Source organism: Nocardia ignorata NBRC 108230, from assembly GCF_001612905.1.
Classification (GTDB): Bacteria; Actinomycetota; Actinomycetes; order Mycobacteriales; family Mycobacteriaceae; genus Nocardia; species Nocardia ignorata.
In genome coordinates this window covers 1-26,497 of record NZ_BDBI01000045.1, presented here as the reverse complement: position 1 = coordinate 26,497, position 26,497 = coordinate 1, and the positions used below count along the sequence as shown (strand labels likewise).

Annotated in this window: 22 protein-coding genes and 2 pseudogenes; 13 read left to right on the top strand and 11 right to left on the bottom strand. The window is 64.3% G+C overall.

The genetic code is table 11. The annotated features are described in order from the left end of the window. Positions 1-166: 166 nt before the first annotated feature. Positions 167-1,332, top strand: a protein-coding gene (locus NI2_RS30045) for an IS3 family transposase (RefSeq protein ID WP_157104700.1) whose coding sequence is annotated in 2 segments (ribosomal slippage) — positions 167-451 and positions 454-1,332 — 1,164 coding nt in all. Because the reading frame shifts where the segments join, the coding sequence is not laid out codon by codon here. Here NI2_RS30045 and NI2_RS30040 read toward each other — a convergent pair. Further along, positions 1,329-1,574: a cold-shock protein gene (locus tag NI2_RS30040; protein ID WP_067497856.1), complete on the bottom strand. Its 246-nt coding sequence runs from the start codon at positions 1,572-1,574 to the stop codon at positions 1,329-1,331. The genes NI2_RS30045 and NI2_RS30040 overlap by 4 nt on opposite strands. Before the next feature lie 233 nt (positions 1,575-1,807). Here NI2_RS30040 and NI2_RS30035 point away from each other — a divergent pair, with 233 nt between their 5' ends. Beyond that, positions 1,808-3,163, top strand: coding sequence for an NsdA family TPR-like regulatory protein (locus tag NI2_RS30035; protein WP_208115434.1), 1,356 nt, complete (start codon positions 1,808-1,810; stop codon positions 3,161-3,163). A 250-nt stretch (positions 3,164-3,413) separates the two neighbouring features. On the opposite strand, the gene NI2_RS30030 is transcribed toward NI2_RS30035, so the two are convergent. Further along, a complete protein-coding gene (locus tag NI2_RS30030) occupies positions 3,414-3,920 on the bottom strand; it encodes a hypothetical protein (RefSeq protein ID WP_067497962.1) in 507 nt (168 codons plus the stop codon). A gap of 442 nt (positions 3,921-4,362) precedes the next feature. Between NI2_RS30030 and NI2_RS30025 the strand changes: the two genes are divergently transcribed. The 3 genes from NI2_RS30025 (at position 4,363) to NI2_RS33375 (ending at position 6,821) form a co-directional block, all read left to right on the top strand. Continuing rightward, positions 4,363-5,631: a helix-turn-helix domain-containing protein gene (locus NI2_RS30025; RefSeq protein WP_084476983.1), complete on the top strand. Its 1,269-nt coding sequence runs from the start codon at positions 4,363-4,365 to the stop codon at positions 5,629-5,631. Between the two features lie 10 nt (positions 5,632-5,641). Beyond that, complete coding sequence (locus NI2_RS30020) at positions 5,642-6,112, top strand: SAM-dependent methyltransferase (protein ID WP_067497850.1); 471 nt, start codon at positions 5,642-5,644, stop codon at positions 6,110-6,112. Between the two features lie 97 nt (positions 6,113-6,209). After that, positions 6,210-6,821, top strand: coding sequence for an NUDIX hydrolase (locus NI2_RS33375; protein ID WP_084476981.1), 612 nt, complete (start codon positions 6,210-6,212; stop codon positions 6,819-6,821). On the opposite strand, the gene NI2_RS30015 is transcribed toward NI2_RS33375, so the two are convergent. Beyond that, positions 6,759-7,859 (bottom strand): helix-turn-helix domain-containing protein, encoded by a 1,101-nt coding sequence (locus NI2_RS30015; protein WP_067497847.1) that lies wholly within the window; start codon positions 7,857-7,859, stop codon positions 6,759-6,761. The genes NI2_RS33375 and NI2_RS30015 overlap by 63 nt on opposite strands. A gap of 568 nt (positions 7,860-8,427) precedes the next feature. Between NI2_RS30015 and NI2_RS30010 the strand changes: the two genes are divergently transcribed. The 3 genes and pseudogenes from NI2_RS30010 to NI2_RS35425 form a co-directional block, all read left to right on the top strand. Continuing rightward, the gene (locus NI2_RS30010; protein ID WP_067497844.1) at positions 8,428-8,913 is read left to right on the top strand and encodes a hypothetical protein; all 486 of its coding nucleotides are present in this window, start codon (positions 8,428-8,430) and stop codon (positions 8,911-8,913) included. 123 nt (positions 8,914-9,036) lie between these two features. Then, entirely contained in the window at positions 9,037-10,800 is a 1,764-nt protein-coding gene (locus NI2_RS30005; RefSeq protein WP_133734313.1) for a hypothetical protein, read from the top strand. Positions 10,801-10,973: 173 nt separating this feature from the next. Further along, a pseudogene (locus NI2_RS35425) lies at positions 10,974-11,093 on the top strand (dUTP diphosphatase); the annotation flags it as partial. A gap of 315 nt (positions 11,094-11,408) precedes the next feature. Here the strand turns inward: NI2_RS35425 and NI2_RS30000 are convergent. After that, complete coding sequence (locus tag NI2_RS30000; protein ID WP_067497959.1) at positions 11,409-11,612, bottom strand: hypothetical protein; 204 nt, start codon at positions 11,610-11,612, stop codon at positions 11,409-11,411. 307 nt (positions 11,613-11,919) lie between these two features. Between NI2_RS30000 and NI2_RS35420 the strand changes: the two are divergent. Next, a pseudogene (locus NI2_RS35420) lies at positions 11,920-12,472 on the top strand (GrpB family protein). A 4-nt stretch (positions 12,473-12,476) separates the two neighbouring features. Here NI2_RS35420 and NI2_RS35570 read toward each other — a convergent pair. Then, a complete protein-coding gene (locus NI2_RS35570) occupies positions 12,477-12,830 on the bottom strand; it encodes a hypothetical protein (protein WP_279537634.1) in 354 nt (117 codons plus the stop codon). Positions 12,831-13,057: 227 nt separating this feature from the next. Between NI2_RS35570 and NI2_RS29985 the strand changes: the two genes are divergently transcribed. Further along, positions 13,058-13,303: a hypothetical protein gene (locus tag NI2_RS29985; RefSeq protein WP_133734314.1), complete on the top strand. Its 246-nt coding sequence runs from the start codon at positions 13,058-13,060 to the stop codon at positions 13,301-13,303. A gap of 143 nt (positions 13,304-13,446) precedes the next feature. Here the strand turns inward: NI2_RS29985 and NI2_RS29980 are convergent, their stop codons facing one another. The 5 genes from NI2_RS29980 to NI2_RS29960 form a co-directional block, all read right to left on the bottom strand. Continuing rightward, positions 13,447-14,244 carry an SAM-dependent methyltransferase gene (locus tag NI2_RS29980; protein ID WP_067497832.1) on the bottom strand — a complete coding sequence of 266 codons (798 nt, stop codon included), beginning with the start codon at positions 14,242-14,244 and terminating at the stop codon, positions 13,447-13,449. A 178-nt stretch (positions 14,245-14,422) separates the two neighbouring features. Further along, positions 14,423-15,031 carry a DUF5753 domain-containing protein gene (locus tag NI2_RS29975; RefSeq protein ID WP_067497829.1) on the bottom strand — a complete coding sequence of 203 codons (609 nt, stop codon included), beginning with the start codon at positions 15,029-15,031 and terminating at the stop codon, positions 14,423-14,425. A 203-nt stretch (positions 15,032-15,234) separates the two neighbouring features. Next, positions 15,235-15,756, bottom strand: coding sequence for a DUF8176 domain-containing protein (locus tag NI2_RS29970; RefSeq protein WP_067497827.1), 522 nt, complete (start codon positions 15,754-15,756; stop codon positions 15,235-15,237). Between the two features lie 156 nt (positions 15,757-15,912). After that, complete coding sequence (locus NI2_RS34220; RefSeq protein WP_133734315.1) at positions 15,913-16,134, bottom strand: hypothetical protein; 222 nt, start codon at positions 16,132-16,134, stop codon at positions 15,913-15,915. 623 nt (positions 16,135-16,757) lie between these two features. Next, positions 16,758-16,973, bottom strand: a complete 216-nt coding sequence (locus tag NI2_RS29960; protein WP_067497821.1) for a hypothetical protein — start codon at positions 16,971-16,973, stop codon at positions 16,758-16,760. Positions 16,974-17,224: 251 nt separating this feature from the next. On the opposite strand from NI2_RS29960, the gene NI2_RS29955 reads away from it, so the two are divergent. From NI2_RS29955 to NI2_RS29945, 3 genes are all read left to right on the top strand, one after another. Beyond that, entirely contained in the window at positions 17,225-18,577 is a 1,353-nt protein-coding gene (locus NI2_RS29955; protein WP_166655847.1) for a helix-turn-helix domain-containing protein, read from the top strand. After that, positions 18,574-19,458 carry a phosphotransferase enzyme family protein gene (locus NI2_RS29950; RefSeq protein ID WP_067497818.1) on the top strand — a complete coding sequence of 295 codons (885 nt, stop codon included), beginning with the start codon at positions 18,574-18,576 and terminating at the stop codon, positions 19,456-19,458. Before NI2_RS29955 ends, NI2_RS29950 begins: the two co-directional genes overlap by 4 nt. A gap of 339 nt (positions 19,459-19,797) precedes the next feature. Then, entirely contained in the window at positions 19,798-20,028 is a 231-nt protein-coding gene (locus NI2_RS29945) for a hypothetical protein (protein ID WP_133734317.1), read from the top strand. A 388-nt stretch (positions 20,029-20,416) separates the two neighbouring features. Here NI2_RS29945 and mobF read toward each other — a convergent pair whose 3' ends face one another. Beyond that, positions 20,417-26,314, bottom strand: a complete 5,898-nt coding sequence (mobF, locus tag NI2_RS29940) for a MobF family relaxase (protein ID WP_067497813.1) — start codon at positions 26,312-26,314, stop codon at positions 20,417-20,419. Positions 26,315-26,497 lie beyond the last annotated feature (183 nt).

Genomic DNA, 26,497 nt, shown 5'->3' with positions numbered 1-26,497 from the left:
GTCCACACCATGTCCACAGCTGTGACAGGAAGGGCCACCACGGAACTGGCATCAGCCAACTTTCATGGCGCGTTGCCAGGCAGAGGAGCGGAGGTGACGGGGCTGCTGCAGGGGTAGGTGACAATCGAGATGGCTTGCCGGGAGGCTGGCCTGAGAGGATGTCACAGTGCCCAAGCCGTATCCGAAAGAGTTCCGTGACGACGTGGTCAGGGTCGCCCGCAACCGCGACGACGGGGTTACCCTCGACCAGATCGCGGCCGATTTCGGCGTCCATCCGATGACGTTGTCGAAATGGATGCGCCAAGCTGAGGTCGACGACGGCAACAAGCCCGGGACCACGCGCAGCGAGTCCGCCGAGTTGCGTGATGCTCGTCGCCGGATCCGCCTGCTGGAGCAGGAGAACGAGGTGCTCCGCCGCGCGGCCGCGTATCTGTCGCAGGCGCAGATACCGGGAAAAGGCTCTACCCGCTCGTGAAAGAGCTTGCCGCCGAACGGATTCCCGTGGCGGTGACGTGCCGGGTGCTGCAGCTCGCTCGCCAGCCCTACTACCGGTGGCTGGCCGACCCGGTGACCGCCGGCGAGATCGCCGAGGCGTATCGGGCCAACGCGTTGTTCGACGCCCACCGCGACGACCCCGAATTCGGGTACCGATTCCTCGCCGACGAGGCCCGCGAAGCGGGTGAATCGATGGCCGAGCGGACAGCGTGGCGGATCTGCTCGATCAATCGGTGGTGGAGCGCGTTCGGCAAGCGAGGGCGCGGGAAGAACGGCAAGCCCGGACCGCCGGTCCATGACGATCTGGTGCGACGGAACTTCACCGCTGATAAGCCGAATCGTTTGTGGCTCAGCGACATTACCGAGCATTCGACCGGTGAAGGGAAGTTGTATTTGTGTGCGGTCAAGGACGTGTTCTCCAACCGGATCATCGGTTACTCGATCGATTCGAGGATGAAGTCGCGGCTCGCGGTGGCCGCGGTGAACAATGCCGTCGCCCGGCGAGGTGATGTCGCTGGTTGCGTTCTGCACACCGACCGTGGAAGTCAGTTTCGCTCGAGACGATTCGTCGGCGCGCTCAATCGCCATCGGATGGTCGGATCCATGGGCCGCGTCGGCGCCGCCGGTGACAACGCGGCCATGGAAAGCTTCTTCAGCCTGCTGCAACGCAACGTGCTGGACCGGCAGCGCTGGGACACCCGCGAACAACTGCGGATCGCGATCGTCACCTGGATCGAGCGCACCTATCACCGTCGGCGTCGTCAGGCCCGGCTCGGCCGGTTGACCCCGATCGAATTCGAAACCATCATGTCCCCAGCAGTCCGACAGGCTGCTTAACCACTGTCACTCGATCCTGCAGCAGCCCCGACCGTCGCTTCTACGCGTTGCACTTGCACCGCCTGGGGTCCGCGTTTGCCCTGCGAGATTTCGAACTGGACGCGATCATCTTCGGCCAAGCTTCGAAATCCTTGGCCGATGATCCCGGAGTAGTGAACGAAGACATCAGGCCCGTCGGCACGGGCAATGAATCCGAATCCCTTCTCTGCGTTGAACCATTTCACGGTTCCGGTGATGGTCATGTGGCTGCCTTTCATCGATGCTGTTGGGTGTCTCGAGGCTTTCCATCGGTGGGGCGTTTGCCTGCGGTGCGTTGGCAATGACGCAACCCCGAGGAAATCAACCGCCGATGTTTGTGGCGGTGTCGTCAGAACCCTTGGTCCGGACGCGATTTCAGTGTGTACTGGGGTTCTGTAGCGCGGTAGCGCCACAAGGGGTGGCAAAGGGTGGCACTTCCTACACGACTGGAGGGGTAGTGACTGACAAGCCGAGATCGGCCCTGGACCACTGGAGGCTGCGCGCAGGCCTGAGCAACAAGGAGTTCGCGCGCGAGATCACCACCCGCGCCGCAGCTCGGGGGCACAATCACGTCGTGCCGGACGCCACCACCGTCCGACGATGGATCGAGGGCAGCAAACCTCGCCAACCCGTCCCGGATCTGATCGCCGACCTGATTTCCGACAAACTCGGCTACCGCGTCACCACGTACGATCTGGGACTCGGAGAGCCCCACAGCGACCGTGGGCTCATTTACCATCAGTCAGTGAGCGACAGCATCGAGTCTGTCGCAGACCTCGGGAGAGCCGACGTGGACCGACGCAAATTCCTGACCGCCGCACCGTTTGTGGCGCTGGCCGGACTCGGACCCTCCCGCGACTGGCTACTCAACACACTCGAGCAACTTCCCCGAGCAGGGCAACGCGTTCATCTCGACGATGTCACCGCGCTACGCGACATGTTTTCCAAGTTCCAGGAAATCGACATCTTCCAAGGTGGAGGATCCGGTCGACTGGTCCTAGCCGCCTACATGAACAACCACGTCTACCCCCTGCTGCGTCGCTCTCAATCCGCCGAGGTCCACCACCAGCTCTACGGAGCGGTCGCAGAACAGACCTACCTACTCGGGTGGATGGCATTCGACAACGGCGAGCACGGCGTCGCACAGCGCTACCTGATCCAGGCACTACGCCTCGCTGAAGAGTCACGCGATCCAGCAATCGGTGCGCACGTATTGGCTGGGCTGGCCGACCAAGCAACACTGCTCGGAAACCCAGCAGAGGGCCGTCGACTAGCACAAGCCGGCCGACACGGACTCCGCGCCACCGACTCCCATGCCTGTATGGCCGACCTATGGACTCTGGAAGCACGCGCACTGGCCGCGACAGGCGAGCGGAGCGCGACGATCACGGCTCTAACCCAGGCCGAGAAGGCCTTCGAGCAAGTCGACACCGACAGCGAACCGGAGTGGGCTCGCTTTATCGACCCGGCCTACATCCATGGCGAGATCGCCAACGCATTCAGAGACATCGGATGCCCAGATGAAGCTGAGCTGCACGCGAACCGATCTATCGAGCACGCCAAATCCCAGGGCCGAGCGCGGCGCGGGGCGATGTCGAACGCTGCGCTGGCCGCTGCTCACCTCCACCGTGGTGATCTCGAGGCCGCACACGCGGCCGGTATCCGCACCCTCACCCTTTCCAAAAGGGTCAAATCCACCCGATCCGTTCAGGCCGTTCGCGACGTCCACCTGCGAATGGCTCGACTCGGCGGCCCCGATCACCCGCTCGTACGGGAATTCGGCGAGCTCACACACTCGGCACTCAACGCCTGAGCCAAACTGTTCGTGTCGCGCCAACACCAGCGAACTACACCAACGATCCGCGCCGCTGCGCGGCACGAAGGCTCAGCTTTGGGCCCCCAATGGTGCGAAAGCAGTCGAAGCCGTCTACGCTGCAGGCCCTGCTTCGATGACAAAAATCGATACGTTCCACTGTCTATTGGCGTGGCGAGCTCCTGGTCGTCTGTGCCCTCGAAAATCGGTAGCTATGCGCCAGTGCGATATGACGAGCTTTGTTGAATAGCTATCGCCCGATCCACACCATGTGATGAGGGGCGACGCGGAGTCCATCGCGGTATCGGCCGCGGAGCACTCCGACGCGTGTCCTGCCTTCGACGACCTGAAGTCCGGTGGTCGGTGGATTGAGAAGGGCACGGTCGATGAGTAGCGGCGCGCGCAACCATGTTCCGGCCGTTTCCCATGCGTACGCGATCTCCGGTGGGCGCACCCGCACCCAATGGCGATGGTCAACTGCGTACTGCTCCAGCACTGCGGACTCGCTCGGGCCAGTCGGCAACGACACGAGCTCTACGTGCGAAAGTGACTCTTTACTCCACTGCACCGACTCCAGCTCCAAGTCGCCGTAGTCATCGAGGAACTCCTCGTGTCGGCCGTGCTCCCAAAGCCATTGGTCAACGACATCCCCGGGCCATCGCAATTGGGCAACCCGCGGGTCGGCCAGAAACTCCGCCAGCGTTCCAGCCTTTTCACATCCTGGGCGAGGAATGTCGAGCAGGTCGACGAGCTTCATAGCGATAGTCATACCTGAGCACCGGTCAGACTGGACAGGCGGTTAGGAAGCAGGGGAGAAGGAGGTCGACGTCGCCCGGGCCGACGACATTCACCGCCTGATCAGGCATGATTGTCGGCGAGGTTCCGGGTTGTTCCCCGACGGAGCCGACCAGCTTCAGTCTTCTGCCCACCGACGCGGACGATGATGCCGAATCTCCTGCTCCGATTGCATCGCCATGCGACCGAGCCCCCGCCAGCCGGGCGCGAGCGGAAACCGTTAATCCGGGGCAATCATTTGGTGAGTGAAGCTGGCGCTAGAAATTCGACGTAGTGCATGTACGGCGCTTGTAGCTAAGGGCGATACTGCTGCGCAGCTACCTTCTGGCACTGCGTGAATCTCGCGGGCGCTGGGAGAAATTCGCCGTCCACAACGTGTCCACAGGGTGGCATGATACGACAGCATGGACAGTCACAGCGCTATCGTCGGTGCGCAGCTGCGAGCTGCCCGCGAGGCTGCAGGCGTGTCGTTGGCTGCGTTGGCAGGCCAGATACACCGAGGGAAGTCGGCGTTGGCGTACTACGAGACCGGGGAACGCACACCGCCTCCGGATGTCATAGCGTGTTATGAGACGAGATTCGGTGGCCTTCGAGACCCAGTCGCCACTCTCGCCGACCTTGGAAAGGCTGACGTGGAAAGACGCGCTTTCTTGCGTGGCGGGTACTCCACAGCGCTGGGTGCTTCAGTGTTGTTGCCCCGATGGCTAGACGCGCCTGTGGCCAGAGTCCAGTGTGGGGTTCGGTGCGTCGGATCTTCCGATGTCGCCGACGTCCGAAATGTTATGGCGCTGTTCTCTCAGATCGAGCAGCGCATGGGCGGTGGCCACGGCCGGCGCGCTGTTGTTCAGTACCTCAGTAGCGAGGTCGTCGAGTATCTCCACGGCAGTTACCCAAGCGACACCGTACGTCGCGATATGTTCTCGGCAGCGGCTGAGATGGCGTACCTGGCAGGGTGGATGGCCTTCGACAATGACGAGCATTCCGCGGCTCAGCGCTATTTCATGACGGCCACGAAGCTCGCCGTCGAGGCGGAGAATGCGCCGTTGACCGGCCATATCTTGCGCGCGATGGCGCACCAGGCCGTTGATCTCGGACATCCTGCCGAGGGGCTGCAATTGGCCGAGGTGTCCGTCGCTGGGTCCCGTTACAGTACTGCGACACCCCGTGAACGAGCACTGCTTAAGATCGTGCACGCAAAAGCGCTCAGTGCCGCCGGTCGCCACCGAGAGGCGGCGAAGGCAGTAATCGTCGCCGAACAGGATTTCGCGTCGTCATCGATTTCTGTCAGTGAACCCTCGCGTATGTTCTTCTTCACTGAGGCAAGCCTGGCTCACGAAACCGCTTGTGTCCTTCGTGATTCCGGAGACCTGGAAGGTGCAGCTGAGCAGTTCGAGCGCAGCGTACGCAAACGCAAAGCGCAGGCGTTTGCGCGCACTCACGCAGTCACACTCGGCTATCTAGGCGCGATCCAGGCAAGACAAGGCGACCTTGAAAAGGCTTGTGCGACATGGGATTCTGCACTGTCGTCGATGGAACAGGTTCAATCGGGACGCACGCGCGCCGTGGCACGCGGCATCCGCGCCGCCGTCGCGCCGCATCGCGATTCGACGGTACCGGGAGTGGTTGAAGTCGAGAACCGCGCCTCAGAATATCTGCAAGCACAGCGGGAATAGGAATGCAGCGATGACTGATGAGAAGTTCGAAGTGGAGGCGATCGCGCACGTGGTCGGTGGGCGACATGAGCCGACCGATGATCACTGGGGCGGCACAGAGGCGATCATCCGGATTGATGATCCGCGGTTCGGCGAAGACTCTGTCAAAGGGCTCGACCAGTTTTCCCATGTTGAGGTCGTATTCCGCTTCCACCTGACTGACCAAGCGGACCTCCACTTCGGCGCCCGGAGCGCGCGCGACAACCCTGAATGGCCTGAGGTCGGGATCTTCGGGCACCGCAACATGCGTCGCCTCAACTGGTTAGGAGTTTCCCGCGCCCGACTTCTTCGAATCGACGGCCTAGACCTCCATGTCGCGGAACTAGACGCCGTGGATGGCACCCCTGTGTTCGATATCAAGCCATGGTTCACAGAGTTCGGGCCTCGGGGAGGTATTCAGCAGCCCTCTTGGTCAAAAGAGATGCTCAAAGACTATTTCTGATGGTGAGAATTGCCTCGAAGTGGCTGGGGTGGTGCGGGAACGTAGCAACCCGTAGCACGCGCGACGAAACCCGTGGTCTGGCCGGTACCGTGAAGCAATGGCTTCCCCCGCTTCGTCCGCGTTCCCGCCCATGACCGAAGTACTTGGTGAACGCATCGTCTACGCCGCACCGCCGTGGCTGCGCGTGGGCCTGCACGACATCGTCACCCCTGACGGCGTCGCCCGCACCCATCACGCGGTGCGGCTTAATCCGGTTGCCTGCGTGATCGTCCTCGACAACTGTGGACGGGCGTTGCTGCTGAATCGTCACCGCTGGATCGTCGATAGAGTCGGGCTCGAAGCGCCAGGCGGGATCATCGAGCCAGGCGAAGCCCCGGAGACCGGGGCGCGCCGGGAACTATTGGAGGAAACCGGCTTCGAGGTCGAGCAGCTGGAGCTGGTCGCGGTTCTGGAGCCGATGCCCGGTTTGGTAGAAACCCCTCACCATATTTACCTCGGTCGCAAGCCGCGCCAGGTCGCGCCCCCCAGCGACGCCGAGGAGGCCGCAGACTTGGTGTGGGTGCCGTTGGCCGAGACTCGTGAGCTTCTCGGGACCGGTCAGCTACTCGGGACTGCGACTGCGGTCGGGATGCTGGCCGCTTTGCCTCTATTCGTGGCTGGTGGACCGCTCCCGGACGCGGTGCGCGAGCAGGTCGTGCCGGTTACGTAGGCGCCGTGACCCGACTGTGGTGATCGCGGTCGCTGCTGAGGTCAGTAGCTCGGAGGCCTGATCCAGCTCGCTTTTGCGGGTCGCGTGTTCGGCCAGATCGAGTAGTTGTCCGGCGCGTGCCCGTACAAACTCGCCTGGCAGAGCAGCCAAGGCTTCGCTGGCGATCGCGCCCGCCGCCGGATCACCCACGCGCACTAGTAAGTGGCCCTTCCATCGTTGCCAATGGACCTCGTTGAGGGCCAGGAACGGCAACGCTACTTCATCGCCGGGTCGGGCTCTCTCTAATGCGTTCTCGGCCTCGGTAATCGCCGCAAGGACAGTCGCGGTCTCGCCGGCGCAGTAGGTCGCGACCTGCGCCCGAGTCGCGGCGAGCCAAGCGCGCAGCAACAGCGGTAGACAAGGAAGCGCCTCCGCGCGGCGGACCTGTGCCAGCGCTAGGTCTGGTTGACCGGTCTCAGACATCATGACCGCGTGTTCCCCGAGCGCGTGCGCCAAGAGCGCCGATTCACCCGACCTTGAGGCGGCGAAGTGCGCGAGCTCGTAGTGCTTTTCGGCCGCAGTGTGGTCGCCGACGTCGAGGTCTTGCCAGGCCGCAAGCGCGGCCGTATCGGCTTGGACACGGGCGACACTGCGCCGATCGGCGCCCGAACTGGTCGTCCACAAAGCCTCCAACGTCGTGACGTAGTTGGTGGTTTGCGCTCGCACCAGTGGAGCACCTAAGCGTCGATCCATCAGGCGCAGGCTGTTCGTGTGATGGGCCAAGATGCCGAAAAGGGTGTCGTCGGAGGGCTCCCTGACTGATTCCGACTCAGTCGTGCTGTCGGCGAGTGGGAGGTTTAGGACGTGGCACAACAGCCGTGTATGGACCGGATCGGGGACAATGTGCCCGTTCTCCCAGCGAGACAATGCGACTCGCAAAGAGTCTGGGCTCATCAACGTGATCCGCTCGATCGAGGCTTGCGCTCGCAGCGCGCTGAGCAGCCGCGCTTGCGACCAACCGCGGGCATGGCGAGCTGCACGGATGAGGGATCCGTCCATTCGCGATCGGTCCTTTCGACCGGACCATCCGTCAGCGCCGCCAGGCGGGCAACTCGAAATCTGCACTGTGAGGGCGATATTCCAGCCTCTCACATCACTCTTGGTCCCGCATCTCGAGGTGCGTGCTGTCGATGGTGCAGCGGTCGAGGGCTATGCGTGAATACCTTATGGGTGGTCGACGATCACGGGGATCATGCTCCGCTTGCAGGAGATGTTCGAGTGTCGTCAGCCCTTGAGTCCGGGATGCGCTACGAACCGGGACTGGTCGGCTTGCGCCCCGATGATCCCCACGAGTCGGTCATCCCGACTGTGGCAGAGGCCGACTAGTGACGGCATTCTTCACCGGCTACGGCCTCGGCCTTCCCGACCTGACCGACCCCTAAATGTCGACCAATGGGCTTGTCTGTACCGGCCCGACCACGGGTTTCAAGGGGTTGTGCTACGAGTTGCTACGTTCCTACACCATCCGCCTGCGGTGATCTTTGAAGTGTGAAACGTTCTTTCACTGGGCGGATACGATGACCAATACACGAACCGGAGCTCCCCCTCGCGAAAGGTTCACACGACCGTGGGCGAAGACCGACCGTATAGCGAATTCGAACTGCGTCGCCTGGCGAAACAGCAGGTGTCGCCGGAGTTCCGTGCGTGGCTGGACCGTGAGGTCGACGATCTCGCCCGCCTACTTCATGTGGTTCCCCGCCTCGCCGAACTCGACGACCCGTGGACGGTCGACGGATTGGCAGCGATCGAGGACGCTGCCTTGGTTCGGTTCCCGAATCCTGGCGAGACCGTCACAGACGACGAAATGGCGTACCTCGCGCTGTGCGCCCGCGGCATCGGCCACACTTACCTGCGCGCGATGGGCGTCGGGAAGTGGGTGTGGGTGCAAATCCTCGACGGCAACCCGATCGGCGCAGCACTCGAATTCCCCGGCATCGGTGTGTACGTCGACCCTGAGGAGTCGATCCGTCGCGTCATCTTCGGCCGGGAGCCAGCCACGCTCGCGCGGGAACTGCACACGCTTATCACCTGGGACACGCCCGTCTGCCCGTAACCCTGCCCGGGGTGGCCTATGACAGGTCCGACCCCCGAGGCGCCCGATCCGTCCCGCGACGTCGTGCCCCGCACGGACCGCGGACTCACCGAGGCCGGTGACCGCGGGCACCAGGCGTACGTGATGGCCAAGATCGCGGAGGCGGCCACTCAGGTATCGCTTACCGCGCAGCAACTCGAGCATATCCGCAGTCCTGAGTCGTGGGAGCATGCAGTCGAGTTGTGGGGCGACGCGAAGACCCTGCACGACATGCTGGCCTACGGCTACCAGCACATCCACGGTCGCACCCCAGAGCAGGGATGGCGGCAGGAGCACCGGCGACACGTCCCCGGACATACTGTCCGGCAGCACGACGCCGCGCAGGTCGTGAAGCAAGCCGGTCGCGAAATCGTCACCAGGACCACCGAATACAAGGCCGGTGGGGTCGCCATCGGTAAGGGGCTCGAGCAGCTGGCCAAGGAACGTCAGCTGCTCAAGTCCGGTAAGACCCGTGACCTGTCCGAGTACATCGTCCGCGCGGCGCGTCCACCAGCACCAGAGGTGATGCGGGAAGCCCGCAAGCTCGAGAAAGAGTTCCCGGGCAAGTTCAAGGTGATCGAGTTGTCGGAGGGGGATTTCCGGCGGTATATCGACGCAGGCCGCCCCATCGCGCACGCGAAAGCGGTAGAGCGGCTGGGACACCTGATTGAGAAGGTACGTCAGGCGCCGGAGCTGACGACCGCGCCGCGGGCGCTTGAGGGTTTTGTCAAGGAGATCGAGAAGGCAAAGGAGAAGGGCCGGCCGATTGACCTGGAAGTCCTCGCGGGCGCACAGATCGAGCTGGCACAGATGATCGAGGTCGATAAGCAGATCACTCGTGAGCGGGACAAGATCGCCCGCGAAGCCGCCCAATTGCGCCTGAAAGAGGCACAAATCGTCGAGCGGGTCCAAGCTCAGCAACGTGAGGCGCGTGAGCAGAAGCTGCTGAAAATCCTCGAAACAGTGGATCGGGAGGTCGTGATCGCTGCGGTCGGGGAGGCCCGCGCCTTAGCACCACCGGCGAAGGAGATGGCGATCGAGCCGGGGATGGACCCGGAGCTGGCGGCGATGATGCAGCAGATGCACCATGTGATCGCCGGTCAGGAGCCGGTGGCGAAGCAGGTCCAGATGCTGGAATATCTGCCGATGCCGACACCCCAGCACCGCGAGCTCGCGGCGCTGGTGCTGGCCCAGCACGCCCAGCAGCCCGGTAGGCCGATATCGGAGGCTATTGCGGCAGTAGAGGAGACAATCCGGGAGCGCGAGGCGAAAGAGCTCGAGAAGGCGAAGGCTATTGAGGCACAGCGGGTTCGCGAGCTTGAGAACCGTGACTTGATGGCCAGGATGGTCGAAGCACACAACCGGCAGTTGGAGCGGGTCGCGCTTGAGCAGGGGCAACGGGACACGGGCGACCGCATATCCGACGCGCAGCGAAACGAGCGGACACAGAAGGCTGCGCAGTCGCTGCGGTTGGATCCGCAGCACCTGCTCAAGACCGGTGTCGATCCACGGGTAGTAGAGGCACTCGCCAGTAAGGAGGTGCAGGTCGACAAGCAAGCACACGCGCTCATCGTCGAGGTGGACGGCGAGCAACGGTGGGTGGACCAACACAGCAAGGAAGCTGGGCTCGCGAAGCAGATCCGCGGTGTTTTCGGCGGAGTGGATCTGGCCCAGCTCGAAGTCACGCAAATTACCCACCAGTCCCATCGCGGCCTCAGTGCGCAGAAATCGAAGGAAGCGCTACAAATAGAGCGCGAGAAACAGCGGAAAGAGCATGACCTTGCCCTCGAAGCGGAGCTGCGCCCGAAGTCCCGATCCCGTGAAGGGCCGTCGAAGGGCATCGAATTGGGCATCGAGAGGGGCCGATGATCGCACGGCGCGCGCAACCCAGTCGCTTCCGGGCAGAGGTTTACACCCCACGGCCCCACAAGCCGCACCCGACATAGCCTCGATCGGAGACACCTCCGATCCGCACGGTCCCCTTCATTAGCTCGATCCCGAGTTGACACACCCCCGGCCGGGCTCATCCCAGCGACACCGGTATTGACCTGCACGCCACCGACGATGTACGTCTGGCGCCACACGGCCGCGCCCTGATCGGCACCGGCGTCGCCCTCGCGCTGCCGCACGGCACCGTCGGCCTGATCCACCCCCGCTCCGGGCTCGCCGCGAATCACGGTGTCACCGTCCTCAAGGCTCATGGCACAGTTGACGCTGGCTACCGCTGCGAGAACCGAACCCGTCACCCCAATTCAAACAGCCTCCGGCTCAGCTGGATTCGACTCGCATCGCCCCCAGATGTCGGAGGCTGTCTCTATGCTCTGAGCACTGGTGGATGCCTTGCCGAATCTGCCCACGCCTGCGGTGGAGGCGGTGACCGTGTTCGACCATGTGTTACTGACCATCCACGAGCACATCCCGCAGGAGCACTAGGCAGGATCGCGCGCCGGGGCGACGTTCTGTTTTCGAAGTTCCGGTCACTCGTTTTCGGTGACGGTGGTGTCGGGGTGGCGGCGGCTGGTGTCGGGTTTGACGAAGTGTCCGGTGACTGAGGATCGGTCACGGCGGTTGTCACCGTCGTGGGGCTCGTTTTCGCCCAGGGTGGTCCGGGGGTTCTCGGCCGCGGTTTGTTCGGTCACGTACTCGCCGGTCTCGGCGGAGCGGTAGCTCTTCTCGGCCACGTCATCCTCCTCGAATCTCGTGTGCGGCATTGATATGCAAACCACACCGTTTCTACACGGGTACCGCATCGCCGGTCAGTGAAACCGGTCCGGGTCCGGCGTCCTGGTTATGCCAGTGAATTCTGGCGTCGTTGATCGGTGAATCCTGGAGTCGCTGTTGGAGCGAGCAGCGTCGGTGTGACGGTGAATTTTGGCGTCACTGACCGTGTCGCCGCCGCCAGAAGTCTGTGCGGAGCTCGACGTTCCTGCTGGATCCGTGGACGGTGAACGCGTAGGTGGCAGCGGATCTGGGCTGTAGTGTGGCGCGGTGGATGAGAACGCGCCAGCGTGGGCTTATGAAGCGGTGCAGGTGTGCCCGTATGACGCCCGGTGGCCTGCCCGAGCCGAGGTGGAGTGCGAGGAACTGGCGGACCTGCTGGCGCCGTGGTTGGTCGAGGGTGTGGAGCATGTCGGGTCGACCGCGGTCCCTGGTCTTGCCGCGAAGCCGATCGTTGACGTGATGGCTTCAGTCTCTGACCTCGATATTGCCGTTGAGGAAGCGTCAGAGCGTCTCGCTGTCGCCCGCTGGTGTTATGTGCCCCCGGAACTGGACCGTCGGCCGTGGCGCCGCTTTTTCGTCAAACCGGACTCCGCGGGGCGCCGCAGGGAAGCCCCATTTGCACCTGATCCAGGCCGGAAACTCCCGCTGGGTCGAGCAACTCCGGTTTCGCGATGCTCTGCGGGCCGATAGCGGCCTGGCACAGAAATACGCGGACCTGAAGTATCGACTGGTGGAGCTGAGCGGTCACGATCGTGAAGCGTATGCAGAAGGCAAAGCCGATTTCGTGGCCTGTGTCTTGGGCCGACGCGGTCCGGTCTGAGTGATCACCGTTGGCCCGGTGCTTCCGGTGCGGGCCATCGGTGAATCGCGGTGTCGGTTTCAGGGATGTGTTCTGGATCTATCGGCGAATTTCGGTGCCACAGCCCATTGATGGTGGCAGTGTCGATATTGGGGTTGGCGTCGAAGTCGAACGCGCGCAGCGATTTGTCCCGGGGAACCCTGCGGCGCGGATCCGCCGTTCGGAGCGCCGACCACACCATACTCGTCGCCGCCTGAACCGTGCGCCACACCACCGGACCCGAGACCAAGCACACCGACCCTCGCACCGCAACCAAGATCACGACGTCAAAATTCGCCGTTACGAACATCTCCCGATCCCGACTGACGTCCACATCCACCGATGAGTGACGTCACAGATGGCCGATCGAACCAGGCGTCCCCACCGCAACTGGTCCTTGCTGTTGCTGCGCGGGCTTCATCTTCGATCTGGACACGCTCACCGTGGGGGACACGAGCGCGACGTTTGCGGCAGCGCTGGATCGGCTGGTCGCCGATTTCGGCGCCGATACCGATGTGGTGCTGCTGGATTCGGACCGGGGAGCGGACCAAGGTCCCGACGCCGCGGTTGAACCTCAAGGACGAGCTGATCCGGATCCGCGCCTTCTACCTCGACCTCGCGCACTGGGCCGTCGAAGAACCCGACCGCTGGAGCCACTGGGTGGCGCCGTGCCCAATCACCGACACCGAAATCCAGACCGCCAAGGGAGCCTGGCTGGGGCGGGTGGAGCGGCGCCGCGCGATGAACGCGCGGTGGGCTTCGATCGTCTCGGTGGGGTTCGACCTCGGTTACGCGACCCCAACTCGGCACTGAATCTCACGGACATCACGCTCAGGACCACCCAGTAAAGCTCATTACCTCTCCCAATCAGACGGAAGAGGTCTACCGGGCCACCGCGAGCGCCCGACACCAACACACCGGCGTTCGACCCGTTAATTCGGTCAATAGCTCGACTCCTACGTCTCAACGGAGTACCGGCCTACTGCGGCGTAGCCGCTGAGGTCCGATTGCGGGTGGTGGGATGGGTGATAGGTGGGGTCGCCGGTGTCGGGTCGCCAGCGGTGTGGTGCGACGATGCCGGGTGCCAGTAGCTGGTAGGGGGCCAGCATCGCGGTCACGGCGGTGTGATCGCGAGGACGGTAGGGGATTCCGTTGTGGGTGAGATGGGTGGCCCATGTGCGGATCTCGTCGCCGAAGATGTCCTCGGTGATGTGGCTGAGGATGAGCCAACTGTTCGGCGGGAGTCCCCCGGCCAGCTCCGCGAGCACGGCGTGTGGGTCGGGCAGGAGTTCGGCGGTGCCGGACAGGCACAGCGCGATCGGCAGGTCGAGATCGAAGAACTCGGTGATCTGGTCGAGGACGGCGGTGGTGTCGGTGATGTCGACCATGGAAAAGCGCCGGCCGGGACCGTTGGCCAAGAGGGCACGGGCATGAACGGCGACGAGCTGGTCGTGGTCGAGGTAGAGCACCCGGACGCGCTCGACGTCGCGACCGGCGACGTCACCGATGTTGGGCGGTAGCGGGATACCGCAGCCGAGGTCGACGTACTGATGCACAGCGTGTTCGTTGGTGAGGTGATCCACTGCCCGCAGCAGGAACCGGCGGGCCTCACCAGTGACCGTGACAATCCTCTCGCCCGCGTGCTCGGCGACCAGTCGGTCGATGTCGTAGTAGTCCTTGCCGCCGAGGAGCCAGTTGCCGACTCGCGCGCTGTTGGCAACGTTGTATCGCAGTTCAGTCAGGCAGGGGCTCATGTCACACCGCCCGCCGGCGTGCGGCTGTGAGCATCCCAAGGGCAGGGAGACCGGTTGTCGGCATGAGATTCAAGTCCTATCGGAGGTGGCGTCCAGGCCCCGGCCCGGTGCCTGTGGCCGCGACGAGGGATACGGCCCGGCGGGTGAGGGTCGGGGTCTGGAACACCGTCAGGTGGATTTAGATGCCGGGGCCGACGTGCTCGGCCAAAGCCCGATCGAGTAGGGCTCGGGCGTGCTCGCCGTAGCGGGCCTGGTCGGTGAGCAGGTCGAAGGTGCGTACCGCGAGGGCGATCTCGTCTGCTCCGCTTGTTTCGACCGAACCGGTGACGGTCTCGATATCGACGCCGGTCTCGTCGTGGATGACGAAATTGTCTGCTTGGCCGATGAATTCGGCATCGAGCGGGATGATGCCGATATCGACGTTGTCGCGGCTGGTGAGGATGTCACCGAGCTTGCGGATCTGGGCGGCCATGATCGCGTGACTACCGACGGTGCGCCGCAGGGCGGCTTCGCCGATGAGCAGGTGGAAGCGGTGTCCGGGCGCGTCGAGCACGGCCTGGCTCTGCATCCGCACCGCCGCAGTCGCCTCGCTGTCGTCAGGTACGCCGAGCACAGTCGTGCACTTGGACAGGATTGTGCGGGCGTAGGCGAGGGTCTGCACCAGACCGGGCAGGATCTCGGGGCTGTAGCTGCGCTGGTATTTGGTCTCGGACTCGATATCGATCAGACTGCGCTGCAACGGTTCCAAGCCGTCATCGGCCGCGGCGTACCAGCTGGAGTAAGACATTTCTAGCCTTTCATTCTGTTCTCGATAGTTGGATTGGTAGGTGGGAGCCCGCCGGGGTGTGGTTGCTGGGTGCGGGGGCGCGCTCCCGGAGGCGCGGGGTCGTCGGGACGGCCTCCGGGAGCGGTTCCCCACCCTCGGACCGACCGGCCAGCGAGCTGGCCGCGCGGTGTTGGCCCAAGGTATTCAGGTGGTCGGAGTTGGTCTCAGGTGCGGGCGATGGAGCTGATGAGCGTCGCATCGCCGAGGGTGCGGGTGGTGATGATCTGGCGCGGCGCGAACGGCTCACTGTCGGGGTGGTATTCGGTGACGGTGACCGCCCAAAGGTCCGCATCCCCCACACGGACCAGCGGCGAGATCGTGACGCAGTGCCGGGTGCCAGCTGGGATCGCATCGATCCCAGCCTGCAACCGGTCACTGGGGCGGACGAGGGCGTCGGCGGTGAGGAACCGGCGGGCCTCCTCGGCGGAGCGCTGCACGTAGTAGGCGTAGTTGAACCCCAAGATCGCCCCCGGGCCGCTGGACGTGCCACCCGGTCCGAAACCGCTCACTACCCCAGAGGGAGAGGTGATCTGTGCGCAGATGACGGTGGGCGAGCCCGCGTCGCTGTCGGGTGCGGTCACTATCGCGATGGTGGTCAGGGCGGCGAGCGTGCCGAGCACGCTCGCGGCGATCCATCGGCGGCGGTGTGAGCTAGGCGTTGTGGTGGTATCGAACTTGGCGTACATCGTGCTGGGTTCCTTGCTCGAGAGGATCGGGGGCCCCGAAGTCGCCGGAAACAACTCCGGGGCCGCCTCGGCACGGGGCCAGGACCGGAGGGGTCGTGGTTTCTCGCCGGTTCACGTGCGGAGGCCATTCAGGTAGCCGGGGCCGTGACGGGATGGTCAGGGCTGAAGGTAGAGGCGTTCGTTCGGCAGCCGGGGCAGGCCGGTGCACCGACCAGGGGCGACGGCGACGGTTCCGGGGCGGTGGGCGGCCACGTCGCAGACGAACACCAGTGCGGCGGTCACACAGGCGGCGAATTCCATTCGGACGCTCGAAATCAGGACCGAGAGCTGGACGTCGGGTTCGTCGGGGCACGGTGACGGTCTGCTCGCGTGTGTCATCGCCAGGCCGTCTGTCTGTGGGGCGACACGGTCGGCAACAAACCCTCTCGATGGGAGAACTCGCACCGACTGCGCGGGGACTCAGTGAACGGCTGCACTCGTATGTTGGTCGGTGTCATCGCAAGTCGCTGGACGCCTCGGTCACTCCGGTCAACCATCCCGCGCTTACCATCGCCTCGAGCTGCCGAACCATGGTCGGCAGCGTGCAGTCGAAAGTTTGAGGGTTCTCCGTCCCGGCGCGGGCGTCGGCCGACCCACACAGCTCAGTACGCCTCGCCGCGGGCTGGGATGAGTTCGGCTCCTTGCTGCTGTTCATACGAGGCCTCCCAAGTGGCTTTCCAGCGTTGAGGGAAGTCGGATCAGGCAATTGTTGCCTCGGCTTCCCTGGGATGGGGTCCTGGTGAAAGTCCGGGCCCGCCACTGGTATCGAAATTTGCCGCACAGTGATGGCGTAGCGTTCGCGTATCGAGGGGGTTTCCGTTCAACAGTGGGGATTAGCTTGACCGAGCTCGGGGCTGCAGCGGCCAAACCTGTGCGCCAACCGCTTCCGCAGATCGTCTCCGGGTTGGCCTGTTGTTCCTCCCATGGCAGCGGGGTCCTCGGGCCGGGCAAGGCGAGGCGGCTCATCGGCTCGTCTGCCGTGCTGGACGGCGCTTGCCCGCCGAAACTTGCCACTGCGCACAGCGGTTCCGGAACACATCGCCCCTGTGGCGCAGCGCATCCAAAGCTCGCGCGACGATCCACGGCGGCACCCTCAGGTCGTGCGCAATCGTCTCGATGGTCAGCGGTCTCCCGGGCTTGAGGAGGGTGAACACATCGTCTTCGAGGGTGGTTGCCATGGGTCACCTCGGTCGGCTTGCCAGTAGTCGCGGAGTCCGTGCAGGAGCGAATTCGGACGAACTGACAGTCGCTCCACCATGCGGTTACGGGCAACGCGCACAGGGCATAACCGATATACGCGGCACGTATACCAGCCGCGTGTGCCGATGATAGCGTCGAAATATTCGCGTTGTGGGGTCGGAACGACGGGAGCGAAGCGATGGCGGAAACAGTCGGATATGGTCGCACCTGCGCCACGTGCGGAAGTTCGTTGAGCCGATTCAACATCGGCCCGTGGTGTGGCAACTGCGCCCCCATCGCCTCGGCGGACGGGCCGCCCGAGATGCCGGCCGAGTTCTGGGCTCACGGCCCGCTGCGTGAGGCGCTGGCGAATTGGCACATGGGTGCGGTCATCGAGGAGTACCGCAACCACCCCGCTCACGGGCAGCCATTGAGTCAGATCCAGGTGGCGCAGTGGCTGGATCTGAGCCAGGCGCAGCTGAGCCGGATCGAGAACGGCCCGGCGCCCGAGATGCTCTCCAACCTGGTCAAGTGGGCAACTGTCCTGCGCATCCCACCGGATCTGCTGTGGTTCAAGCTGCCGAACGTGGCTACCGTGGAGCCCGTGGACCGACAAGGATTCCTGCGTGTGGCCGCAGCTACCGCTGCGACGGTCATCGTGTCACCGGACCGCCTCGCCCAGATGCTCAGCCAAGCCCGCACCACCGTCAACCCGACGCGAGTGGGCGCAGTGGAGATCAAACAGATTCACGAAGCAGCCCAGCTATTCGCACGCTGGGACGCCACCTATGGCGGCGGCCTGGTCCGCGACGTCGTCGTCGCGCAACTACGGGTCGCGGTCGCCTACCTGAAAGCCAACTGTTCCGCGCGCGACCGCGCAGCCCTGCAGATGGCTGTCGGGTCCCTCGCGCACACGGCGGCGTTCATGGCCTTCGACGCGTGCGCACACGACGACGCGGACTCGATGTTCGCTCTGGCCCTGGACTGTGCGGAAGAGTCCGGGGCGGTGAACCTGAGGGCGAAGATCCTTTCTTCGATGGCGCGGCACGCGATCTGGACCGGCCGCAACCACGACGGACTCGGATACGTCCGCAGAGCTTTCACAGAGGCGGACCAACTCACCGCAACCGAACGGGCGATGCTGCACACCACCGAAGCGCGTGTGCACGCCAAGCTGGGCGATATTCCCGCGACGCTGACCTCCGTCGCCAACGCCGACCGCGACTTCAGTCGGTGCGTGCCCGGCAACGATCCGGCGTGGATGCGCTACTACGACAGCGCGCAGCACGCGGGCGACACCGGCCACGCCCTGTTCGACATCGCCGTGCACGGCAGCTTCGTCGGTGAGGCCCGCGACCGGCTTGCCGCAGCAGTCGACGGCCACGCCGACACCGCCGCACGGTCGCGGACGATGTCGACCATCAAACTCGCATCGCTCGTCATGGCCACCGGTGACCCGGCCGAGGCAACCACCATCGCGAACCAAGCCCTCGGCCGCGCGCGTGACCTCAAGTCCCAGCGCGCGAACGAAGACATCGCCGAACTACGCCGCTACGCCCACCGCGCCAAGGTCCAGATACCGACTCCTGCTACCACCACATGAACACCCCTCTCGTTGAACGCATCGCTCGCACGGCATGCGCAGATGCTGGCATCGACGCAGACGGGATGGTCCCGATCAAACTTGCTGAGAATGCGATCTTCCGAGTACCTGATCAGCGGATGGTCATTCGCGTCGCGCGGGCGGGCCAGATCGAGGCGGCGCGCCGCGAGGTGGAAATCGCGGAATGGCTTCGAGAACACAATATCTCGGCTGTGGAGCCGATGGGCACTCGCGCGGACTTCGCTGTGATCGACTCGCGCCCAGTGACGCTGTGGAAAGAGTTGCCGCCCCACCATAACGGCAGCGAGCGCGAGATCGGGACGGCGCTGCGGGCCTTGCACCAGCTGGCCGTGCCGCCGTTTCTGTCCGAAATCGCGCCGTTCGTCCGGCTCGAGCAACGCATTGACAGCGCGTCGTCGCTGAGTCATGCGGATCGGCAGTGGCTGTACCAGCGGCTCGCCGATCTGCGCGCAGGCTGGGAAGAGTTGCCTACCGGCATGCCGTGGTCGCCGATCCACGGCGACGCCTGGGAAGGCAACGTGGTCACCACTGAAGCCGGAGTGACCACGTTTCTTGACCTGGAGCGTGCCTCGGTCGGCCCACCCGAATGGGACCTTGTCTCCACCGCGATCAAACACAGCTCATTCGGCTGGATCTCGGCCGAACGATACCGTTCCTTCTGCGACGCGTACGGCTACGACGTCACGACATGGGACGGCTTCTCCCTGTTGAGAGACATCCGCGAGCTTCGAATGACCTGCATGGCGGCTCAAGCAGCTGGATCGGACCCGAACCACGCTGCCCAAGCGCAACATCGAGTTGACTGCCTACGCGGCGTATCAGGTTCCCGGCCATGGTCGGGATGGCACCCGATCGCCTAGCAAGCCGTGCAACCAGGTGCGAAACGATGGCGCTTCTTGAAGCGGTCGCGCTGGGCCATCGGCCCACTGCGGTGAGACCCCAGGAATTTGGGGACTAACCGCGGCGGCCAGGTTGACGGTCGCGGGCGAACCTCGGCAGGCAATAGCGGTTACGTCGTAGAGGCCGTGTTCGGCCAGGATCCCGAAACATACGCCGTATTAGGCGATTTCGAAATTCGAATGGACCGGTTGTTCGTTGCCAGGGAGTCGAAGGCGTAGTGGAAGCAGTAGGTTTTAGTTGCAACCGCTTACAACGGACTTCGTGTGGAACTATCAATGATCGCGCCGTAGCGTTATGGCATGACGAACGATACAGATATGCACGAAGTTTGGGCTTGCGACGTATGTCAAATGGAGACCACCCCTGATTGGGATGAAGAGCTCGAGCAGGACATCGGCCTACCGGCCTTCGCAGCCCCGTTGGCCGGCCGGGTGATCAACATCTGCGACGAGTGTGCGGCCGATCGGGGGCCACACGAGCTGACTGACTTGGCCTACACCATCGCCGAAAGCGGGAGACATGGAGCGTGAGATCGTTGAACGCCGTCCTCGCGTGCTCGCATCTCTGGCTCTGACGCATCGCTGAGGCTACCCGGACGCGCAAGCAGACAGAACGATCTCGACCAGATGTGTCGCATCCGTCCGGTGAGGTGCTCTACCGGTTGTTGAGAGCTGTTCCATCTCGTTGTCCTAGCAGGCCCGCAGGTCAGACAGCCTCTCGAGCGTGTTCGGCTCGGGATGTTGAACTGTGCGTGAGCACCACTGGCGCCCGGGCCGCAGATCCCACCCGCACTCGGTGCGGAATGAGTCCGGTGTGGCCGGGATCGAGCCACTGCAGGCGAGGCTCTACGGTGAGGAAACTAGAGGTCATGGCGTTGCTTGTATGTATATAGCCGACATTCAGGGTCCACGTTGCTGGTCACCGGCCGAGGTCAGTTTCTGGACTCGGCTTGTTCCCGTCGGGGTAGGTGTATTCGTCTGGGATGAAATCTTCCGCTGTTGCGTTCACTTCGGTACGTGCGTGTTCCTCCCGTTGTCGCTGAGGGTGTGACAGTTGATGTCGTCTCAGTTGTTCTGCACGGTGGTCGGAGAGTTCGGCGCTCAGCCCGTTCTGAAGTGCCGCGGTCGTTCGTTCTCGGTCGTTGGCGGTGGTGCCAGCGGCGTGGGTATGGTCTGCGAGACGGCGACTTTCGTCTTCGGCGGCGGTGCGTTCGGCGCGGGCGAGTAGTTCGTTGGCGTGCCGGTTTGCTGCCCGCGCGGTGTCTCGGATCTGCTCGTGCGTTTCGCTGCGCTCGCGGTGTTCGCGGACCAAGGTGTTGATGCGTTCTTGCAGGGTCTTGCGCTGGCGGCGGCGCGTCACTGGCAGGGAGTCGAGTTCTTCACGCGCGGTCTCGAGTGTGTCCGCGGTGGCGTGGAGTGCTCGGATAGCGATGTCGAGTTCGTGGGCGTGCTGGCGGGCGGTCAGTTGTGCGTTCTCGGCGGTTTGCCGGTGTTCGGCCACGGTCGTATCGGGTGCGGAATAGAAGTCGTCATGTCGAATCGGGGTGAAGAATTCGGCTTCTGTTGCGATGTTGCTGAGCCGCTGGGTAAGTCCGTCGATCGCCTCGGCGAGCGCGCGGTCGGAGAGACGTTGCAGCGGGGTGAGGACGGGAAGTGGTTGTTCGGTGAGCGGGTTGTCGGTCAGCCACTGCTCGATGAGTGCGCGCCTGGGCTGGTCGAGTATGCGCCAGTCGCGGCGCAGCATCGCCAAGGCCGCAGGTGCGGGGTGGGTCTCGACGATATGGGCGCATCGTGCGGTGATGTGCTCTGCGGGGTTGTGTTCGGGGATGCCTGGCCGTTCGTTGTCGCGGCAGTCGTGGCACAGGCCGTCGTCGGAGACTCTTGGGGGCACGGGAGATCTGGCATTGTCGGGGCGTTCGATGCTGCAATCGACACATGGCAGGCCGATGATGGCGGGTATCGCGGCCAGGTCGTAGTCGATCGGATAGCCACCCGCTGCTGCTCGGGCGGCGCTGATCGACGCCGGATCGCGGCTGTCGAGTGTTTCGGGGTCGGCGAGGTAGGTGTCGACCACGTCGTTGCCTGCGGCCTGGATCGGGTCGAAAGCAGCCGGTGTGACCGTGGGGTCGAAGCGTTCGCGGTGGTCGTAGACGGGCCGGGTGCGGTCGTGGTCGGGTTCGGTGTCACGGCGGAAGACGTGCGGATCTGTTGAGGGTGTGCACGCCTGGATCAGAGCCTGGTGTTGTGGGAACTGTCTGGCGGCCCAGCGGAGTCGGGCTTGCGCGACGGGGAAGCTGTACTGGTAGAGGGTTTCCGAGATAGCGGTGAGGACCGCTTGTTCGTCGTCGGCTAGTCCGGTGTTGAAGGTTCGGAACGCAGCGACAGCGTCGGCGACTCGCCCGGTCGCGAACAATTCGGCAATACGGTCGATGCCGGTGGGGAGGTCGTCCTCGGCAGGTTCGCTGACAACGGTGGCGACAGGAGCATCCTCGATTTTGTGCTGGGTCTGCTCGGCTTTAGCGGCGGTGGCTGTGGTTTCGCTGCCGCCATCCGGGGCGCTCGGTTCAGGCGCTGCCTGTTCAGCGTGGTGGGCAGGTGGTGGTGTCGGGGTGTGGTGGTGCAGTGTGTCGATGCGCCAGGCCAGTGCGGCGGCGAGTTGGTCGGGACGCAATGGTGCGGCGTCGTCGGGTTGGGCGCCTTGGAGTAGTTCGTAGGCGGTGAAGAGCAGATCGCGGGGTGACCAGGATTTGGTGGCGCGTTCGACGGCGGCGACGACCCGGGGCCAGGCCGGTTCGTTGGTGAGCTGTTCGGCTGTGTCGGTGCCCAGGACGGTTTCGAGGTCGGGTAGCCAGTCGGGGTGGAGAGGGTCGGTGTCGGTGGTGTCGAGGGCGGATGGTTCCAGTTCCAGGCGTGCCCATAGTGCCGCGGCGGGCATTTCATCGGGCAATGGTCGTTGTGCGGCGGCGCCGGTGAGCAGAATGGTGATGCCGAGTCCGGCGCGGTCGGCGAGGTCGATTTTGTCGGCAATGACCGGCCACGAGCTGTCGGTGCTGATTCGAGCATCGATGTTGGCGACGACGTCGGCCCACCGATTGCGTGGCAGCGCGGGGTCACCGCAGGCGTCGATGACGCGTTGTTGCAGGCGTTTCTGGTGCAGGCGTTCGAGGTCGGTGTAGCGGTCTGGTCCGGTGGGTCGGGTGTCGGTGTCGGGGATACCGAGTCCTGCCCGCCACACCGCGAGTTCGCCGAGCAACGCGGGATCGGTCCCGAGAAGTGGCCGCGCCCACGCGGGTACGTTGCCCGGCGTCCACCTTCGCGCGGTGTCACGGATTTGTTCGGCGAGGGCGGACACGATCCGTTCGCGGGCCCGAACAAGTTCGGCGAGGGCCTGATCGGTGACGCCGTGGGGCAGTCCTGGGGTCCAGGGCAGTGGTCCGGTGCCGGCGGAATGGGCGCCGGTCGGGTCCAGTCGCCAGTCCAGCACCGCAGCGGGATCATCGGCGGTATCGAGTTCCCGCTTATCCGCGGCGGCGCGGAGCGCGGCGATGGGGTCGGCGCCGGTGAGTGCGATCAGGGCCAGGTGTTGACGCAGGACCGGGTAGGCGGGGCTGTCGGTCATGTCGGGGTGGATGGTGTCGGCGGCGTGGTCGAGTTCGGTGAGACGGTCGCTGCCGAGGGCGTGTTCGGCAGTCAGGCCGAGGGTGTCGAGGTAGATATCGACCGCCCGTCCGATGCGCAAGGCAGGGTCGAGGGCGTCGCGAAGTTCGGTGTGTGCGGATTTCTGTGCCCCGTCGCGCGCCAAGACGCGCTGTAGAACTTCCACCGCGGTGCGCGGGTAGACGGCGGGTTCGGTGTAGATCGAGCCTTCGGCGCCGTCGAGGGCGGTCGCGAGGTAGGCGTGGTTGGCGTGGATCCCGCGGGTCATCGCGACGTAGAACTGTTGGCGGGATTCGCGCCCGGACAACGCGACATGGCAGGCGTCGGCGGTGATTCCCTGCGCGGAATCGATCGTCGCGGCGTACCCCAGATGCACATGGGCGCGCACGTACTCGGCCGGAAGTCGGACGGTTGTGTCGCTGTTGGTGCCGCCGCGTCGGTGTGACACGGTCAGTGAACCGTCCTGGTTGACGGCGGTGATGGTCCAGGAGTAGCCGTTGCGGACCCAATCGGTGTCGCCGAAACGCAGCTTCGGGTTGTTGCGTCGGGTGCGCACGGTGTCACCGACAGAGCCGCAAAGACCGTCCGCGAGGACCACTTCGGTCTCCGGTTTCGTGCCGGTTCGGGTGAGTCTGTCGGCGCGGGCGCGTGCGTTGAGCGCGGTCACGACCTCGTGGGTGGGCGCCAACATGACCGCGTCCCGACCGGCGTTGTGGTCGGCGGCCCATGCTGTATAGGTGTCGTCGTAGACCGACCCGGTGTGCCCGGCGTGGATGCGGTCGTTGTCCAGATACCAGGCCAACGCGGCCGGGTCGCCCTCGCGCAGCCCGATCGACGCGGTTGCTTCGCCGGTGGAGGCGAACCGGACGACGTGTGACAGCGTCACGGTTTGTTCGGGGGAGGCGACGTTCATGTCGGCGTCGGCGCCACCGGCGTCGATCGCGGGCAGTTGCCGGTCGTCACCGATGCAGCGCACCGTGGCCCCGCGACGGGACAGGAACTGCAGCAGTTGCAGGCGTTTGGTGTTGCCGAGTTTGACGTGCTCGTCGACGATCACCAGCGTCGTGTTGTCGATGTCGAGAACCCACTGCGGCAACGACGGCGGATGATCCCGCACGACCGTGGGCGAATCCGCGCGCACGGAGTGGCGATGGATGACGTCGAGGAGCTTGTCGACGGTCTCAGCGCGGGTGCCGATCGACTCCCCGAGCACCGCGGCCGCCGCAGCGGTGGGCGCCATCCCAAGGACGGTGCCGCCGCTGGAATGCCATGCGCTGGTGAGAACTTGCATGGCAGTGGTCTTGCCGGTGCCAGCCGGAGCGTTAGCAGTATGCACGCGCAACCCGGACGTGGCGAAGGACGAGATCACACCGACCTGGCCGACATTGAGCGGCCGATCAGGATGCGCAGTGTTGTATTCCGCGACCGCGTTGGTCAGCAGGTCGGGGTCCAGGGTGCGGGCGCCAGGTTCGATGGACAGTTCGATGAGTGCGGCTTCGACGTCGAGAGTGGTTTCGGTGGTGTAGATCTGGGAGTTCGGACGAACGTGAACGAGGCTGCCGTCGCGGTGGCGCAACCAGGCGGGCACCGCTCGCAGCTCGGGTTCTTCGGTGAGGTCGGGATCACCGCGCGCGATCGTAGACCGCGGTGAGAGTGCTGCGGCGACGACTTTGTCGGGGACCCAGGCCCAGTCGGCGGGGCTGATCCGGCCGCGGAGCTGGCGTTCGACCTCGGCGCGCAAGTTGAACGGCCGCCACGTCGAGCGCCGCTCCGATACAGCGGCCAGCGCACGTTCGGCGGTCGCGGCGATGAACGCGGCGTCCGGCTCCGGGCGCGATATCGGTGGCACCGACACCGCGGCCACCATCACCGCTTCAACGGGCTCATGGCCGCCGAGCACGGCGGTGGCTTGTTCCCGCCAGGTTTGCCGTTGCTGGGTGTGCGATTGCGGAAGGTGTTTGGCCGGGCGGGTGTCCAACGTTGCCCGATCGGCCAGCCCGTAGACCTCTTCCGGGGTGGGTTCGCGGCCGAAGGTTGCCTGGAAATCGGCGGTGAGCCGGTCCAAGCGTGCGTTGATCGCGGTGCCACGTTGCGACCAGGCATGGATCAGTTCCAGCGGGACACCGACGACTTCACGGACCGGGACCTGGTGGATATCGCGGTCAGGGCGGGTTTCGAACTGCAGGGCCAGAGCGAGTTCGAGGTAGTGCTCGAGGCGGGAGTCATAAATCTCCGAGACCGTGACGGCCGCTTCATGGAACAAACGCGAGTCGATCGTGCGCCACTTGCCGTCCAGGGTGCGGACTTTGTTGGCGACCAGGACGTGGGTATGGAGGTCGGGATCGCCTGCGCGGCTGTCGCGATGGGTGAAGCAAGCCGCGACGATGCCTTCGACTTCGGCGTGACGGACGCCGTTGCGGCCGAGCCTGGTGAACACGGCGTTGCGTTCCAACCACGCCAACGCATCCCTGATCGCGCGCTGGTGGGCAACCTCTAACCGCCGCGCCATATCCGGTGGGGCCAACGCCCACAACACCGACACACTCTTCACCGGGGAGAAAGTGATCTCGAGACCGGCTAGCGCGGCCTGGTTGACACGCGAGTTCTTGGCGACCCACCCCGACAACTCTCTCGCGTTCAAGGCTGCACGACCGTACTCGTCAGTGAACATATCGGTCGCCACCTGTGTGCGAATACGTGCACGTTCGTCATCGGAAATGGCGGCAGTGGGCTCCATATTCCGTGCTGAATTGTGTGCGCGGTAGGCCTGAGAACAGCGCTTCCGATACTCCGACCGAACTTCATAGACGGCGAACTTGTTGCCCAGTTTCGTTGCCTTCTCGGCTGCGCGGGTGGCGTCACGGTCGCTTGCGCCGAGCGCGATCTGGCGTGTGTAGACCTCGGTCTTGATCTGCTCGGCGTTCGGGTGAAGACCTTCCCCGAACAGTGACTTCATCTGGGGCTCGGTCACTTCCGACCCGGCCGTGAGGTCGAGGGCGCCCAAGCCGGTGCCGTGCCAGCGTCCGGGTGCTTCACCATGATCGGAGTAGTACTGCGACAGCGATGACCGCCCGCGAGCGGTTCGGTCGTTGGCTGCGGTTTGACGCAAATAGTATTGGTAGCCGTTTCCTGCGGCGACTCGATGAATAGTCGCGACCATGCCTCCATGAGGCATCAATGAATTATGTTGCCGCAAGCGACAATTAATTCGGTTCGACAACTCTGAGCAACGATGGACAACTATCGACACGGGTGTTATCGGATCGTTATCCGAGATGCCAGATGTCTGCCTTTTTAAATGGGCGGAGAGAAGCGAAGGGGAGGTGTGGGGGGAGCGCGGAAA